We start from the raw sequence: 16,630 nt of genomic DNA, 5'->3' as shown, positions 1-16,630 counted from the left end.
AAGTGATCGGCACGCGCTTCCTAGAATGGCTCGGTGACCTCCCAGCCGAATGCCCCCGGCGACGCCCCGCGCGCCCCCGAGCTCGACGCCCTGCCCAAGTCCTGGGATCCGGGAGCGGTCGAGGCCGACCTGTACGACGGCTGGGTCCGGGCTGGCTACTTCACCGCCGACCCCGACAGCGACAAGCCCCCGTACTCCATCGTGCTGCCGCCGCCCAATGTGACCGGAAGTCTGCACATGGGCCACGCGCTGGACCACACGTTGATGGACGCGCTCACCCGGCGCAAGCGCATGCAGGGCTATGAGGTGCTGTGGCTGCCCGGCATGGATCACGCCGGCATCGCCACCCAGACCCTCGTCGAGAAGCAGCTCGCCTCCGACGGGACGACCAAAGAAGACCTCGGCCGCGAGCAGTTCATCGACAAGGTCTGGGAATGGAAGCGCGAATCCGGCGGAACCATCGGCGCCCAGATGCGCCGGCTCGGCGACGGGGTGGACTGGAGCCGCGATCGGTTCACGATGGACGAGGGTCTGTCACGCGCGGTCCGCACCATCTTCAAGCGGCTCTACGACGCCGGCCTGATCTATCAGGCCGAACGGCTGGTCAATTGGTCGCCGGTGCTGGAGACCGCGATCTCCGACCTCGAGGTGAAGTACGAGGACGTCGAGGGCGAGCTGGTGTCCTTTCGCTACGGCTCGATGAACGACGACGAACCGCACATCGTGGTGGCCACCACCCGGCTGGAGACGATGCTCGGTGACACCGCGATCGCGGTGCACCCCGACGACGAGCGATACCGAAACCTGGTGGGCAAGACGTTGCCCCACCCGTTCCTCGAACGTGACATCGTGATCGTGGCCGACACCCACGTCGACCCCGAATTCGGCACGGGCGCAGTGAAAGTCACACCCGCCCACGACCCCAATGACTTCGAGATCGGGCTGCGGCACCAGCTGCCGATGCCGACCATCCTCGACACCAAGGGCCGGATCAGCGACACCGGCACCCGGTTCGACGGAATGGACCGCTTCGAGGCGCGGGTGGCGGTGCGCGAGGCGCTGGCCGAAGAGGGCCGCATCGTCGCCGAGAAGCGTCCCTACCTGCACAGCGTGGGCCACTCCGAGCGCAGCGGCGAACCGATCGAGCCGCGCCTGAGCCTGCAGTGGTGGGTGCGGGTCGAGTCACTGGCCAAGGCTGCCGGTGACGCGGTCCGCAACGGCGACACCGCGATCCACCCGGCCAGTCTGGAACCCCGGTGGTTCGCCTGGGTCGACAACATGCACGACTGGTGCATCTCACGTCAGCTCTGGTGGGGGCACCGCATCCCGATCTGGCACGGACCGAACGGGGAGACCGTCTGCGTCGGACCGGATGAGACGCCGCCCGAAGGCTGGGAGCAGGACCCCGACGTGCTGGACACGTGGTTCAGTTCGGCGCTGTGGCCGTTCTCGACGATGGGCTGGCCGGACCGCACCCCCGAACTGGCGAAGTTCTATCCGACCACCGTGCTGGTCACCGGTTACGACATCCTGTTCTTCTGGGTGGCCCGGATGATGATGTTCGGTACCTTCGTCGGTGACGACCCGGCCATCACCGGCACGGCCACGAAGGGCGCACACCCGCAGGTGCCGTTCGAGAACGTGTTCCTGCACGGCCTGATCCGCGACGAGCACGGCCGCAAGATGAGCAAGTCGCGCGGCAACGGCATCGATCCGCTGGACTGGGTGGAGAAATACGGCGCCGACGCGCTGCGCTTCACGCTGGCCCGCGGCGCCAGCCCGGGCGGCGACCTCGCCATCGGTGAGGACCACGCCCGCGCGTCCCGCAACTTCGCCACCAAGTTGTTCAACGCGACCCGCTTCGCTTTGCTCAACGGCGCCAGCCCGGCGCCACTGCCGCCGGCGGCCGAACTCACCGACGCCGACCGGTGGATCCTCGGCCGGCTCGAAGAGGTGCGAGCCGAGGTGGATTCGGCGCTGGACGGCTACGAGTTCAGTCGCGCATGTGAGTCGCTCTACCACTTCGCCTGGGACGAGTTCTGCGACTGGTATGTCGAGCTCGCGAAAGTGCAACTGGGCGAAGGTGTTTCCCACACGACTGCGGTGCTGGCGTTCGTGCTCGACGTGCTGCTCAAGCTGTTGCATCCGGTGATGCCTTTCGTCACCGAGGTCCTGTGGAAGACGCTGACCGGCGGAGAGTCCCTGGTCATCGCCGACTGGCCGGCCCCGAGCGGTCACGCCGTCGATCATGGCGCCACGCAACGGATCTCCGACACCCAGAAACTGATCACCGAGGTGCGGCGATTCCGCAGCGACCAGGGTCTCGCCGACCGGCAGCGGGTGCCGGCCAGACTGTCCGACATCGGCGCGGCGGGTCTGGATGACCATGTCCCCGCGGTGCGAACCCTGGCCTGGCTGACCGATGCGGAGGACGGGTTCACCACGTCGGCGGCGGTCGAGGTGCGGCTGTCGGGCGGCACCGTGGTGGTCGAGGTCGACACCTCGGGCACGGTGGATGTCGAGGCCGAACGCCGCAGGCTGGAGAAGGACCTCGCGGCCGCCGAGAAGGAGCGCAAGGGCACGACCGCCAAGCTCGGCAACGACGCGTTCCTGGCCAAAGCTCCCGCGGAGGTGGTCGACAAGATCCGGAACCGGCAGCAGGTGGCCAACGAGGAAGTGGAGCGCCTCACCGCGCGGCTGGCCGCGCTGTCGGCGAGCCAGTAGCGAAGCAGATCGCCCATGGCATCACACGAGCCCACCCCCGACGAGGTCGCCGCACTGCTGCAGGTGGAGCACCTGCTCGACCAACGCTGGCCCGAGACCAAGATCGAGCCGAGCACCGCGCGGATCGCGGCGCTGATGGAGATGCTCGGGTCACCTCAGCTCGGGTTCCCGTCGATCCACATCGCGGGCACCAACGGCAAGACCTCGGTCGCCCGGATGGTCGACGCGCTGCTGACCGCGCTGCACCGGCGCACCGGCCGCACCACCAGCCCGCACCTGCAGTCGGCGGTCGAACGCATCTCGATCGACGGCAAGCCGATCAGCCCGGCGACCTACGTCGACACCTACCGGGAGATCGAGCCGTTCGTCGAGCTGGTCGACCGGCAATCCGAAGCCGCAGGCGGACCGAGATTGAGCAAGTTCGAAGTCGTCACCGCGATGGCGTTCAGCGCGTTCGCCGACGCACCCATCGACGTCGCCGTCGTCGAGGTGGGCCTGGGCGGCCGCTGGGACGCCACCAACGTGGTCAACGCGCCGGTGGCCGTGGTCACCCCGATCGGCATCGACCACGCGGACTACCTCGGTGACACGATCGCCGAGATCGCCGGCGAGAAGGCCGGGATCATCACCCGCCAGGCCGACGACCTGGTGCCGACCGACACCGTGGCCGTGCTGGCACGCCAGCTGCCCGAGGCGATGGAGGTGTTGCTGGCGCAAGCGGTACGCTCCGATGCCGCTGTGGCAAGGGAGGATTCGGAGTTCGCCGTGCTCGGCCGGCAGGTCGCCATCGGCGGCCAGCTTCTTCAGCTGCAGGGCCTGGGCGGGGTGTACTCCGACATCTTCCTGCCGCTGCACGGGGAGCATCAGGCGCACAACGCCGTGCTCGCGCTGGCCGCGGTGGAGGCGTTCTTCGGTGCCGGCGCGCAGCGCCAACTCGACGTCGACGCGGTGCGGGCCGGATTCGCCGCCGTGACCTCGCCGGGGCGGCTGGAGCGGATGCGCAGTGCGCCAACCGTTTTCATCGATGCCGCACACAACCCGGCCGGCGCCTTCGCGCTGGCCGAGGCGCTGCGCGACGAGTTCGATTTCCGCTTCCTCGTCGGCGTCGTCTCGGTGATGGGGGACAAGGACGTCGACGGAATCCTGGCCGCTCTGGAACCCGTACTGGATCAGATCGTGGTGACTCACAACGGATCACCGCGGGCGCTGGAGGTGGCGGCGCTGGCGGTCAAGGCTGAGGAGGTCTTCGGTCCAGAGCGGGTGATCACCGCCTCGACGCTGCCCGACGCGATCGAGACCGCCACCGCGCTGGTCGAGGAGTCCGGCGGCGACGGCGACGCCGCGGGGATGAGCGGTGCGGGCATCGTGATCACCGGTTCTGTCGTCACCGCGGGCGCCGCTCGAACACTGTTCGGAAAGGACCCCGCATGACCGCGCAGCCTCCGGATCCGTGGAAGAGCTTCCGGGGGGTGATGGCCGGCACCCTGATCCTCGAGGCCATCGTCGTGCTGCTGGCGCTGCCGGTGGTCGGCGCCGTCGGGCCCGGGCTCACGCCGCTATCGACCGCCTACGTCGTCGGGTTCGCCGTGCTGCTGGTGCTCATGGCGGGCGTGCAGGGCCGGCCGTGGGCCATCTGGGCCAACCTCGGCGTGCAACTGATCCTGGTCGCCGGATGGTTCATCTACCCGGCGGTGGGTTTCGTCGGGCTGTTGTTCGGCGTGGTGTGGCTGCTGATCGCCTACCTGCGTGCGGAGGTGCTCCGTCGGCAGAAGCGAGGCCTGCTTCCGGGGCAGCGGCCGGCCGACGACTAGTCTGTGCGTCGTGACTGAGCGAACTCTCGTCCTGATCAAGCCCGACGGCGTGCAGCGCCGCCTCATCGGAGAGGTCATCAGCCGGGTCGAAGCCAAAGGCCTGAGCATCGCGGCGCTGGAACTGAAGAACGTCAGCGACGACCTCGCCCGCGCGCACTACGCCGAACACGAGGGCAAGCCGTTCTTCGGGTCGCTGCTGGAGTTCATCACATCCGGGCCCGTGGTCGCGGCCGTCCTGGAGGGTCCGCGGGCCATCGCGGCGTTCCGGCAATTGGCCGGCGGCACCGATCCCGTCGAGAAGGCCACCCCCGGCACCATCCGCGGTGACCTGGGCCTGGAGACGCAGTACAACCTTGTTCACGGATCGGATTCGCCGGAGTCGGCGGCCCGCGAGATCGAGCTCTGGTTCCCCGGCCGGTAGCGACCGCCTCGCCCGAGCTAACCCCGCCTACGCGGGCCACTCTCTGACATGTGGGATACTGGTCGCGGGTGATCGGCCTTACAACCCGGGTTGATCATCCGAATGAAGACTTAGACAGCGCGACCACCGTGAACCGCGGTGCGGCGCGGACCGTCCAGCCATCATTCAGACCGGCACCGGGATCGTTCCTTCGGGATCACTCGGAGCAAGACCAGAGGACGTCCGGGAGTAGGTAGCCCGGGTACAACATCAAAAGCCCTCGCGTGGCCGCGTCAGAGCATGACGCGCCCGGGGGCTTGAGGAGAATACGTGGCCGACAATGAGATTTTTCAGGCACCGACCCACGACCCCGCGGACGAGCCCCGGCTCGCCGCAGATGCGTCCGGGGACACCAAGGGCGCCCCGACGCCGGAACGCCTGAGGGTCCACTCGCTGGCCCGCGTGCTCGGTACCACCAGCAAGCGGATCATCGACGCGCTGATCGAACTCGACGGCCGGGCACGCAGCGCACATTCCACGGTCGGCCGTGAGGAGGCCGACCGCGTCCGCGAGGTGCTGGCCGCCCCCGAACCCGAGGTTGCGCAGGCCGAGCCGGCGGCAGAGGCCGCCCAGGCGGAAGCCGTCGAGCCCGAAGCCGCCCAGCCGGAAGCCGTCGAGCCCGAAGCCTCACAGCCGGAGGCCGCCGCGCCTGTCGCCGAGGTCGCTCGGCTCAGCGAGGTCGTCGAGGTGACGGAGGTCGCCCAGTTCACCGCGGTCACCGAGGAGGAGCCCGAGTCGAGGCTGATCCTGGAAACCCCGCCCGCCCCGGCCGCCGAACCCGCCGACTATCTGCCGCTGTTCGTCGCGCCCCAACCCGTGCGCTTTGACGACCACTTCGACGACAGCGACGACGACGAGTCCGACGACGACACCGACGAGTCCGAATCGGACACCGACGGTGACGACGACCAGACCGACCGCCCCGCCGCCAAACGCCGCAGGCGGGGTCGGCGCGGGCGCGGACGCGGTCGCGGCGAGCAGAACGGCGACGAGTCAGCCGGCGACACCGAATCCGACACCGACGCCGATGCCGAGAAGGCCGACAGCGGCGAAGACTCCGACGACGACAGCAGCGAGGACGACGGGCCCAGCGGGGACGGCTCCAGCCGTCGCCGTCGCCGCCGTCGCCGTCGCAAGTCCGGCTCCGACGACGACAGCGACACCAACGGCTCGCCCGACGACCCGCCCAACACCGTTGTCCACGAGCGTGAGCCGCGGAAGGCGTCGAACCGCAACGACAAGACGTCGTCGGATTCGGAGATCCAGGGCATCAGCGGCTCCACCCGACTGGAGGCCAAGCGTCAGCGCCGCCGGGACGGTCGCGACGCCGGCCGGCGCCGGCCGCCGATCCTGAGCGAAGCGGAGTTCCTGGCCCGCCGCGAGGCCGTCGAACGGATGATGGTGGTCCGCGACAAGGTCCGCACCGAACCGCCGCACGAGGGTGCTCGCTACACCCAGATCGCGGTGCTCGAAGACGGCGTCGTGGTCGAGCACTTCGTGACATCAGCCGCGTCGGCATCTCTCGTCGGCAACATCTACCTGGGCATCGTGCAGAACGTGCTGCCGTCGATGGAGGCGGCGTTCGTCGACATCGGCCGCGGCCGCAACGGTGTGCTCTACGCCGGTGAGGTCAACTGGGAAGCCGCCGGTCTGGGCGGTGCGCAGCGCAAGATCGAACAGGCTCTCAAACCCGGCGACTACGTCGTCGTCCAGGTCAGCAAGGATCCGGTCGGACACAAGGGTGCGCGACTGACCACCCAGGTGTCGCTGGCCGGCCGCTACCTGGTCTACGTCCCGGGTGCGTCCTCGACCGGGATCAGCCGCAAGTTGCCCGACACCGAGCGGCAGCGCCTCAAGGAGATCCTGCGCGAGGTGGTCCCGTCCGACGCGGGTGTGATCATCCGGACCGCATCGGAGGGCGTGAAGGAAGAGGACATCCGCTCCGACGTGGAGCGGCTGCAGAAGCGCTGGACCGAGATCGAGGCCAAGGCCGCCGAGATCACCGGGAAGAAGGCCGGTGCGGCGGTCGCGCTCTACGAAGAGCCCGACGTGCTGGTCAAGGTGATCCGTGACCTGTTCAACGAAGACTTCACCGGGCTGACCGTCGCCGGCGACGAGGCGTGGAAGACCATCACCGACTACGTCAACGCGGTCGCTCCGGAGTTGCTCCCGCGGATGACGAAGTACGAGCCGGCGTCTCCCGACGCCCCCGATGTGTTCGCCGTGCACCGCATCGACGAACAACTGGCCAAGGCGATGGACCGGAAGGTGTGGCTGCCGTCGGGCGGCACCCTGGTCATCGACCGCACCGAGGCCATGACCGTGGTGGACGTCAATACCGGCAAGTTCACCGGATCGGGCGGCAATCTCGAGCAGACCGTGACCCGCAACAACCTCGAAGCCGCCGAGGAGATCGTGCGCCAGCTGCGGCTGCGCGACATCGGCGGCATCGTGGTCATCGACTTCATCGACATGGTGCTGGAGTCCAACCGCGATCTGGTGCTGCGCCGGCTCACCGAGGCCCTGGCCCGTGACCGCACCCGCCACCAGGTGTCGGAGGTGACATCTCTGGGTCTGGTCCAGCTCACCCGCAAGAAGCTCGGTACCGGCCTGATCGAGGCGTTCTCGACCACCTGCAGTCACTGCGCCGGCCGTGGCATCGTGCTGCACGGCGATCCCGTGGACTCGGCCGCCACCAACGGCAGCCGCAAGGCCGAGTCCGGCGGCGGACGCCGAAGCAAGCGCGGCAAGCGCGGCGGTCGTGCCGAGCAGGAGGTCCAGGTCGCCAAGGTGCCGGCGCACTCCCCGGGTGAACACCCGATGTTCAAGGCGATGGCCGCCGCCAACGGCAAGCACGAGGACGACGAGGACGACGACACCGCCGTGGCGCCCGAAGAGGTCGCCGAGATCGACACCGAGGCCACGGTGGCGGTGACGCGCGACGGCAACGACGACGAACTCGATGACGACTTCGACGAGGATGACACCGACGAAGACGACGACACCAACGAGGACGACACCGACGAGGACGACACCGACGAGATCGACCTCGACGACGACGATGACGAAGAGGACGACGACATCGACGACCTCGACGACGACTCGGACGAGGACGACTCCGACGAAGACGACTCCGACGAGGACGACTCCGACTCGGGTGAGGACGAGCCTGCAGCGGTCGTCGTCGCCCGCCCGGCAGGTCGACACCGTCGCCGCGCGGCGGCCCGACCCGCTGGTCCGCCCAGTCGCGACTGAGCGGTTTGATTCTCTACCCGCTGGTCACGTACCCTTGACCAGTTGTCTCCAGGGCTTGCCGACGGCCGGCCGGAGACGGGACGAGATCCCACCCCAGACCCGCACGCACACCCCGGGTGATGCGCGCCCGCACGCGAAGCAGGAGAAGACCCAGCGATGGCAGCCAAAACAGCCACGTACGCGATCGTCAAGACCGGTGGCAAGCAGTACAAAGTCGCGGCCGGTGACGTGGTCAAGGTGGAGAAGCTCGACGTCGAGCCGGGCGCCACGGTGTCGCTGCCCGTCGCCCTGGTCGTCGACGGTGCGAACGTGACCACCGACGCCGCGGCCCTGGAGAAGGTCGCGGTCACCGGTGAAGTCCTCGAGCACACCAAGGGTCCGAAGATCCGCATCCACAAGTTCAAGAACAAGACCGGCTATCACAAGCGCCAGGGTCACCGTCAGCAGCTGACGGTGCTCAAGGTCACCGGCATCAAGTAACGACGGGAGCGAGAAGACATGGCACACAAGAAGGGCGCTTCCAGCTCACGCAACGGTCGCGACTCAGCCGCCCAGCGGCTCGGCGTGAAGCGGTTCGGCGGGCAGGTCGTCAAGGCCGGGGAAATCCTGGTGCGGCAGCGGGGCACTCATTTCCACCCCGGCGTGAACGTCGGCCGTGGCGGCGACGACACGCTGTTCGCGACCGCTCCCGGCGCTGTCGAGTTCGGCAGCAAGCGCGGCCGCAAGACCGTCAACGTCATTCGCGTCACCCGCACGTCGTCCGATGTCGCCGCCGGAGCGGCTCCCGAGGCCTGACTTTCACGCGAGATCGACGTTTCGCCGCAGGCTTCGCGTCGGGCCGGCAGAACGTAGATTTCGTCACCGAAAGGATGTCCGATGCCCCGGTTCATCGACCGCGTCGTCATTCACGCGCGGGCGGGTAACGGCGGCAACGGCTGCGCCTCGGTCCATCGCGAGAAGTTCAAACCTCTCGGCGGTCCGGACGGCGGCAACGGCGGTCGCGGCGGCAGCATCGTGTTCGTCGTCGACCCGCAGGTGCACACCCTGCTCGACTTCCATTTCCATCCCCACGTGGCCGCACCCAACGGCAAACAGGGCGCGGGCAGTAACCGCGACGGTGCCGCGGGCGCCGACCTCGAGGTGAAGGTCCCCGACGGGACCGTCGTGCTCGACGAGCACGGCCAGATCCTGGCTGACCTGGTCGGCGCCGGCACCCGCTTCGAGGCCGCCGCCGGTGGTCGCGGGGGCCTCGGCAATGCCGCACTCGCCTCGCGTGCCCGCAAGGCGCCCGGTTTCGCGTTGCTCGGCGAGAAGGGCGAGGCCCGTGACCTCACCCTGGAGCTCAAGACCGTCGCCGATGTGGGCCTGGTCGGCTTTCCGTCGGCGGGCAAGTCCTCGCTGGTGTCGGCGATCTCAGCTGCCAAACCCAAGATCGCCGACTACCCGTTCACCACGCTGGCGCCCAATCTCGGGGTGGTGTCGGCGGGTGAGCACACCTACACCGTCGCCGACGTGCCGGGGCTGATCCCGGGCGCCTCGGAGGGGCGCGGCCTCGGGCTGGATTTCCTGCGCCACATCGAACGCTGCGCTGTGCTGGTGCATGTCGTCGACTGCGCGACCCTGGAGCCGGGCCGTGATCCGGTGTCCGACATCGAGGCGCTGGAGGCCGAGATCGCGGCGTATACGCCTACGCTGCAGGGCGATTCGACGCTCGGTGACCTCGCCCAACGCCCACGGGCGGTGGTGCTGAACAAGATCGATGTTCCCGACGCCCGGGAGCTGGCCGACTTCGTCCGCCAGGACATCACCGAGAAGTTCGGCTGGCCGGTGTTCGAAATCTCGACAGTCAGCCGGGAAGGGTTGCGACCCTTGACCTTCGCGTTGTGGGACATGGTGTCCTCGTATCGGGCCAGCCAGCCGGCCGTGGTGCCGCGCCGCCCGGTGATCCGACCGATCCCGGTCGACGAGACGGCGTTCTCGGTCGAACCCGACGGTCAGGGCGGCTTCGTGGTCAAGGGCACCCGGCCGCAACGCTGGGTCGCGCAGACCAATTTCGACAACGACGAGGCCGTCGGCTATCTCGGCGACCGGTTGGCGCGGCTCGGCGTCGAGGACGAGCTGCTCAAGCTCGGCGCCCGGCCCGGCTGCGCGGTGACCATCGGCGACATGACCTTCGACTGGGAGCCGCAGACCCCGGCCGGTGTCGACGTGCCGCTGACCGGCCGCGGCACCGATGTACGACTGGAACAGAGCGACCGGGTCTCGGCCGACGAACGCAAGGCGGCACGGAAGGCGCGCCGCCAGAGTGGCGATGTAGACGAATGAGCGCGCACCGGGAAGCGATCCGGACGGCACGCTCAGTGGTGGTCAAGATCGGCACCACCGCGTTGACGACGTCTTCGGGGGTGTTCGACACCAACCGGCTGCAGAACCTGGCCGACGCCATCGAAGCGCGGATGAAGGCCGGCTCGGACGTGGTGATCGTGTCTTCGGGCGCCATCGCAGCCGGCATCGAGCCGCTCGGACTCACCAAGCGGCCCACCGATCTGGCGACGAAGCAAGCCGCAGCCAGCGTGGGTCAGGTGGCGCTGATCAACTGCTGGAGCGCGGCGTTCGGGCATTACGGCCGCACCGTGGGCCAGGTACTGCTGACCGCCCACGACATCTCGATGCGGGTGCAGCACACCAACGCCCAGCGCACCCTGGACCGGTTGCGGGCGTTGCACGCGGTGGCGATCGTCAACGAGAACGACACCGTGGCCACCAACGAGATCCGGTTCGGCGACAACGACCGGCTGTCGGCCCTGGTCGCCCACCTGGTGGGCGCTGATGCGTTGATCCTGCTGTCCGACATCGACGGCCTTTATGACGGCGATCCCCGCAAGGCGCCCGCAGACAATCCGGCACGGTTCATCCCGGAAGTGGCCGGACCCGACGACCTGGAAGGGGTGACCGCCGGCCGCGGCAGCCACCTCGGCACCGGCGGTATGGTCTCGAAGCTGTCCTCGGCGCTGCTGGCGGCCGACGCCGGCGTCCCGGTGCTGCTGGCCGCCGCCTCGGATGCCGACGCCGCGCTGCAGGACGCGTCGGTGGGCACAGTGTTCGCCCCGCGCTCAGAACGCATGTCCGCGCGTAGGTTCTGGGTGCGCTACGCCGCCGAAGCCTCTGGGACACTGACCCTGGACGAGGGCGCCGTCAATGCCGTGGTGCGGCAGCGGCGCTCACTTCTTCCCGCCGGGATCACCGCGGTGTCGGGCCGGTTCTACGGCGGTGACGTCGTCGAGCTGCGCGACAAGGACGCCGCGATGGTCGCTCGCGGTGTGGTCGCCTATGACGCCGCGGAACTGGCGACGATGCTCGGCCGGTCCACGTCGGACCTACCCGCCGAGATGCGCAGACCCGCCGTGCACGCCGATGACCTGGTGGCCGTCTGAGCGTCCGGTCAGCTCGTCGACGAGCAGCGCCAGCATCGGCGAACACCCGTTGTCGATCTTGACGTCGGCGAGGTCGTCGCCGCGGGTTGGTCCCCGGTTGACGATCGCGATCGGCGTCCCGGAGGCAGCGGCATGCCGGACGAACCGGTAGCCGGAGTACACCGTCAGCGACGACCCGGCGACCAGCAGCGCCTCGGCTCCGTCGACAATCGAGAATGCTTGCACAACACGCTCTTTCGGAACGCTTTCACCGAAGTAGACAATGTCCGGCTTGAGCATGCCGGTGCAGCGCGGGCAGTCCACCACCTGGAAGGAGGCGGTGTCGGCGACCACGGCGTCGGCGTCGGGGGCCACCGCGATTCCGCCGAGAGCCGCGGCCCTCTCGGCGAAACCCGGGTTGGCGTCGTCGAGAAGGTCGGCCAGCGCCGCGCGCGTCATGGTGTGCCTGCAGTCCAGACAGATCACCCGAGCGTAGAAACCGTGCAGATCGATGACGTTCTCGCTGCCCGCCTTGGAGTGCAGCAGGTCGACATTCTGGGTGATCACGCCGGTCACCACCCCGGCACGTTCCAGCGCGGCCAGCGCACGGTGCCCGGCGTTGGGCAGCGTCTGGTCCATATGCCGCCATCCGAGGTGGTTGCGCGCCCAGTACCGCTGCCGGAACTCAGGATCGGAGGTGAACTGCCGGATGGTCATCGGATTGCTCGGCGGCGAGTCCGGGCCGCGGTAGTCGGGGATCCCCGAATCGGTCGACATGCCCGCACCGGTGAGCACCGCGACACGCCGGTCCTGCAGTAACGCGACGAGTTCGGGGGCCTCCACGTCACCGAATGTAGGCGATCACCGCCGGTGATCGCGTATGTACTGGTCAGCCGGTCAGCTTTGGGGTGACGTCACCTCGCTCGGCCGACGGCGTGGGGTGTTGGCATATCCCGTTCGCTTTTCGGGCAACAATGAGGCATGGATTTCTACTCCGCGTACCGGCACGGCTTCGTCCGGGTCGCCGCCTGCACGCATCACACGGCGCTCGCCGACCCTCGGGGCAATGCCGAATCCGTGCTGCGACTGGCCCAGGCCTGCCACGACGACAGTGTTGCGCTCGCGGTCTTCCCGGAGCTGACGCTGTCGGGATACTCGATCGAGGACATCGTGATGCAGGATGCCCTGCTCGAGGCCGTCGAGGACGCGCTGTTCGAGATCGTCACCGCGTCGGCCGACCTGTTGCCCGTGTTGGTGATCGGTGCACCGCTGCGCTTTCGGCACCGGATCTACAACACCGCGGTGGTGATCCACCGCGGCCGGGTCCTCGGTGTGGTCCCGAAGTCCTACCTGCCCAACTACCGCGAGTTCTACGAGCGACGGCAGATGGCTCCGGGTGACGACGTGCGCGGGCCGATCAGGCTGGGCAGGGGGGATGACGCTGTCGACGTGCCCTTCGGCCCCGACCTGCTGTTCGCCGCATCCGATCTGCCCGGGTTCGTGCTGCACGTCGAGGTCTGCGAGGACATGTTCGTGCCGATCCCGCCGAGTGCGTCGGCCGCGCTGGCAGGGGCGACGGTGTTGGCCAACCTGTCCGGTAGCCCTATCACCATCGGCCGGTCTGAGGACCGCTGCCTGCTGGCCCGATCCGCCTCGGCCCGGTGCCTGGCCGCCTATGTGTACGCCGCGGCCGGCGAAGGTGAGTCCACAACCGATCTCGCGTGGGACGGGCAGACGATGATCTGGGAGAACGGCGAATGCCTGGCCCAGTCGGAACGCTTCCCGAAAGGTGAGCGACGGTCGGTGGCTGACGTCGATCTCGAACTTCTTCGCTCCGAACGCCTTCGGATGGGCACTTTCGACGACAACCGCAGGCACCACAGCGCGAGCACCGATTCGTTCCGGCGTGTGGAGTTCGTCCTGGACCCGCCCAGCGGCGACGTCGGGCTTCTGCGGCACATCGAGCGGTTCCCGTTCGTGCCGTCGGATCCGCAACGGCTGGAACAGGACTGCTACGAGGCCTACAGCATCCAGGTGTCCGGTCTGGAGCAGCGCTTGCGGGCGCTGAACTATCCCAAGATCGTGCTCGGTCTGTCCGGCGGTCTGGACTCGACCCATGCGCTCATCGTCGCGGCGCGGGCGATGGACCGGGAACAGCGGCCGCGCAGCGACATTCTGGCTTACACGATGCCCGGGTTCGCCACCGGAGATCGGACCAAGGGCAACGCGCTGCGGTTGGCCGAGGCGCTGGGCGTGACGTTCGCCGAACTGGACATCAAGGCGACCGCGGAGTTGATGCTCAAGAACATGGACCATCCGTTCGGCCGCGGTGAGAAGGTCTACGACGTCACGTTCGAGAACGTGCAGGCCGGCCTGCGCACCGACTACCTGTTCCGGTTGGCCAACCAGCAGGGCGGTATCGTGCTGGGCACCGGGGATCTGTCCGAACTGGCACTGGGCTGGTCGACGTACGGTGTCGGCGATCAGATGTCGCATTACAACGTCAACGGCGGGGTCCCGAAAACATTGATCCAGCATCTGATTCGGTGGGTGATCTCGTCGAAGCAGTTCGATGACACCGTCAACGAGGTGCTGCAGTCGGTGCTTGACACCGAGATCTCCCCGGAGCTGGTGCCCGCGGGTGAGGACGAGGAAATCCAGAGCAGCGAGTCCAAGGTCGGACCCTATGTGCTGCAAGACTTCTCGTTGTTCCAGGTGCTGCGGTTCGGGTTCCGGCCGTCAAAGGTCGCGTTCCTGGCCTGGCATGCGTGGAGCGATGCCACCCGCGGTGACTGGCCGCCGGGATATCCCGAGGAAAAGCGTCCGACATACTCGCTGAAGGAGATCCGGCACTGGCTGCAGGTATTCGCCCAGCGGTACTACTCGTTCGCGCAGTTCAAGCGCTCCGCGCTGCCCAACGGGCCCAAGGTCTCCCACGGCGGGTCGCTGTCGCCGCGCGGGGACTGGCGTGCCCCGTCGGACATGTCGGCCCGCACCTGGCTCGACGAGATCGACCGCGAAGTCCCTACCGACTGACGGTGCCCACCCCGGGCACGAAACGTCCGACGGCGGCGAGATAGTCGCGGTAGGGCGCACCGTGTGCGGCGCGCAGATAGGGCTCTTCGACGGTGCGCACCTGGAGCTCGATCGTCACCACCAGGATCACGAAGCCGGCGATCGCCACCACGTTGGGTGTGACCAGCGTGACGCCGAACGCGAAGACGATCATCGCGGCGAAGATCGGGTTGCGCACCCGCGCGAACACGCCGGTGCGGACCAGTGTCGTCGTCTCCGACGCGTCGACGCCGATGCGCCAGGCGTCACCCATGTCGCGCTGGGCGTACACCGTCGCGGCGATGCCCGCGGCCGCGACACCGGCACCGGTCAGGTGAATCCAGGGCGCGGCCAGCAGCGGGTCGACCAGCCCGGCCCATTGCAGTGCCGGCGCGGTGACGGCGACCGCGATGGCGACCACGAAACCCACCCCGGCGAACCATTCCGGTGACCCGAGTCTTCCGGTGACACCCTTGAAGCCGGTGGAACCGGTGTGACGGCGCTGAACCCAACTGCGCCAACCGAATCCGAGCGCGGCGAACACGGCGAACAGACACAGCGCGACTGCAGGCATCAGATGCAGCATGGGTCACCCTTCCAGGCTTGGATTTCTTCACGCACAGCCAGCGCCGCGATCCCCAGCGCCGCAACGGGATCGGCCCAGGTCAGGACCCGGCGGCGGTGCGCGTTGAGCCCCGCCTTTGCCATCAACAGCAGGCCTGCTCGTCGGCCGCCGGGCAGCACGCCGGGTCGACCTCCACAACCAGGCCGACCAGGTCGGTGAGCGCGTGGGCGATCCGCGGATCGGCCAGCTCGTACCGGCTGCGCCTGCCTTCGCGGCTGACGGTGACCAGACCACAGCCCCGCAGGCAGGCGAGGTGGTTGGACAGAATCTGCCGCGACACCGCGATCCGCTCGGCGAGCTCGGACGGGTACCCAGGGCCGTCGCGCAGGATCAGCAGGATCTGGGCGCGGGTCGGATCCGAGATGGCGCAACCGAAACGGGACAGCGCGTCACTACCGAGGGCGGTCTGCACAGCGCAGACATTACATCCAATCCTGAATTCAGGGAAGTCTGAACTGTCTAGAGTCTGCCGTCGATGCGCAGTGCGGGGTGCACCCATTCCGGGGATCGGCGTTCCTTGAACGCCATGAAGCCCTCGATGGACTCGGGTGCGCCGAGGCTGGCCGCCATCCCGATGCGGTCGTAGAGGCCCAGATAGTTGTCCAGGCTGGATTTGACGACGGTTCGGGCTCCCGGGGCGGTCCGGCAGCATTGGGCGAGGACCTCGCGGGCCGCATGCGCCAGGTCGTCGTGGGGGACCACCCGGGCCACCATGCCCCAGTCGTGTGCCTCTTCGGCGGTCAGCGTGCGGCCGGTGAACATCAGGTCGCGGGTGCGGACCGGCCCGATCAGCCGGGCCAGCATGTGGCTGTAGTACGTGTCGGCGATCCCGCGGTACAGCTCGGGCACCCGGAACGTGGCCCGGTCGCTGACTACGGCCATGTCGGCGCACAGTGCGATCTGCAGGCCGCCGCCCTGGCAGAGGCCGTTCACCGCCGCCACGACCGGTTTGGCCGACTGGCGCAGAGTGTCGAACGGCAAGGCGTCCATCCCGAGTGCGGGCCCGAACGTCATCCAGTTGTCGGCGCCGCCGCCACCCATGTCGCCCCCCGGAGCGAAGACGTCGCCGGTGCCGGTGATCAGCAGTCCGGCCAGGTCGGGATCGCTTTCGACGTGCTTGACCGCGTACTTGATGCCGAAGTACATCGCCGGCGTCATCGCGTTGCGTGCCTCCGGACGGTCGAGCCGGCAGACGCCGAATGCGCCTTCCCGGGTGAAGCGCAGGTAGGGCGTACCGAGCCAGTCACCTTCTGGGGGGCGGGCGGGAGCTGGCTCGGGGGGGCGGGCG

The 16,630-nt window shown here is 68.4% G+C and carries 14 protein-coding genes and 1 pseudogene; 10 read left to right on the top strand and 5 right to left on the bottom strand.

All coding sequences use genetic code 11. The features are described 5' to 3' along the window. Positions 1-33: 33 nt before the first annotated feature. From ACTWP6_RS23180 to proB, 9 genes are all read left to right on the top strand, one after another. Positions 34-2,724 (top strand): valine--tRNA ligase, encoded by a 2,691-nt coding sequence (locus ACTWP6_RS23180; protein WP_443188901.1) that lies wholly within the window; start codon positions 34-36, stop codon positions 2,722-2,724. A 15-nt stretch (positions 2,725-2,739) separates the two neighbouring features. Beyond that, positions 2,740-4,155, top strand: a complete 1,416-nt coding sequence (folC, locus tag ACTWP6_RS23175; RefSeq protein WP_260754228.1) for a bifunctional tetrahydrofolate synthase/dihydrofolate synthase — start codon at positions 2,740-2,742, stop codon at positions 4,153-4,155. Beyond that, positions 4,152-4,535, top strand: a complete 384-nt coding sequence (locus ACTWP6_RS23170) for a DUF4233 domain-containing protein (RefSeq protein ID WP_260754226.1) — start codon at positions 4,152-4,154, stop codon at positions 4,533-4,535. Before folC ends, ACTWP6_RS23170 begins: the two co-directional genes overlap by 4 nt. 10 nt (positions 4,536-4,545) lie before the next feature. Continuing rightward, positions 4,546-4,956, top strand: a complete 411-nt coding sequence (gene ndk / locus ACTWP6_RS23165) for a nucleoside-diphosphate kinase (protein WP_260754224.1) — start codon at positions 4,546-4,548, stop codon at positions 4,954-4,956. A gap of 309 nt (positions 4,957-5,265) precedes the next feature. After that, positions 5,266-8,250: an Rne/Rng family ribonuclease gene (locus ACTWP6_RS23160; protein ID WP_443188900.1), complete on the top strand. Its 2,985-nt coding sequence runs from the start codon at positions 5,266-5,268 to the stop codon at positions 8,248-8,250. A 156-nt stretch (positions 8,251-8,406) separates the two neighbouring features. Beyond that, entirely contained in the window at positions 8,407-8,730 is a 324-nt protein-coding gene (gene rplU, locus ACTWP6_RS23155; protein ID WP_260754220.1) for a 50S ribosomal protein L21, read from the top strand. Positions 8,731-8,748: 18 nt separating this feature from the next. Further along, positions 8,749-9,045, top strand: a complete 297-nt coding sequence (gene rpmA, locus ACTWP6_RS23150) for a 50S ribosomal protein L27 (RefSeq protein WP_443188899.1) — start codon at positions 8,749-8,751, stop codon at positions 9,043-9,045. 81 nt (positions 9,046-9,126) lie between these two features. Further along, the gene (gene obgE / locus ACTWP6_RS23145) at positions 9,127-10,575 is read left to right on the top strand and encodes a GTPase ObgE (RefSeq protein ID WP_260754218.1); all 1,449 of its coding nucleotides are present in this window, start codon (positions 9,127-9,129) and stop codon (positions 10,573-10,575) included. Continuing rightward, positions 10,572-11,684, top strand: a complete 1,113-nt coding sequence (gene proB, locus ACTWP6_RS23140) for a glutamate 5-kinase (RefSeq protein ID WP_260754217.1) — start codon at positions 10,572-10,574, stop codon at positions 11,682-11,684. Before obgE ends, proB begins: the two co-directional genes overlap by 4 nt. On the opposite strand, the gene ACTWP6_RS23135 is transcribed toward proB, so the two are convergent. Next, positions 11,628-12,506: an NAD-dependent protein deacetylase gene (locus ACTWP6_RS23135; RefSeq protein WP_443188898.1), complete on the bottom strand. Its 879-nt coding sequence runs from the start codon at positions 12,504-12,506 to the stop codon at positions 11,628-11,630. The genes proB and ACTWP6_RS23135 overlap by 57 nt on opposite strands. 138 nt (positions 12,507-12,644) lie before the next feature. Between ACTWP6_RS23135 and ACTWP6_RS23130 the strand changes: the two genes are divergently transcribed. Next, positions 12,645-14,699, top strand: a complete 2,055-nt coding sequence (locus tag ACTWP6_RS23130) for an NAD(+) synthase (RefSeq protein WP_443188897.1) — start codon at positions 12,645-12,647, stop codon at positions 14,697-14,699. Here ACTWP6_RS23130 and ACTWP6_RS23125 read toward each other — a convergent pair. The 4 genes and pseudogenes from ACTWP6_RS23125 to ACTWP6_RS23110 form a co-directional block, all read right to left on the bottom strand. Continuing rightward, on the bottom strand, positions 14,689-15,291 hold the full coding sequence (locus tag ACTWP6_RS23125; protein ID WP_443188896.1) for a methyltransferase family protein: 603 nt from the start codon (positions 15,289-15,291) through the stop codon (positions 14,689-14,691). The two genes, ACTWP6_RS23130 and ACTWP6_RS23125, sit on opposite strands and share 11 nt — an antisense overlap. Continuing rightward, positions 15,291-15,383 (bottom strand): annotated as a pseudogene (locus ACTWP6_RS23120) (cobalt transporter); the annotation flags it as partial. The pseudogene ACTWP6_RS23120 and the gene ACTWP6_RS23125, both read right to left, overlap by 1 nt. Positions 15,384-15,424: 41 nt before the next feature. Then, complete coding sequence (locus tag ACTWP6_RS23115; RefSeq protein ID WP_260754210.1) at positions 15,425-15,754, bottom strand: ArsR/SmtB family transcription factor; 330 nt, start codon at positions 15,752-15,754, stop codon at positions 15,425-15,427. A 47-nt stretch (positions 15,755-15,801) separates the two neighbouring features. Continuing rightward, positions 15,802-16,630, bottom strand: an 829-nt coding sequence (locus ACTWP6_RS23110) for an enoyl-CoA hydratase/isomerase family protein (RefSeq protein WP_443188895.1), incomplete at its 5' end; no start/stop codon positions are given.

Origin of the sequence: Mycobacterium sp. 4D054 (assembly GCF_052245755.1) — a bacterium.
Classification (GTDB): Bacteria; Actinomycetota; Actinomycetes; order Mycobacteriales; family Mycobacteriaceae; genus Mycobacterium.
The sequence above is the reverse complement of the archived record's forward strand: the minus strand, read 5'-3'. Positions and strand labels throughout refer to the sequence as shown.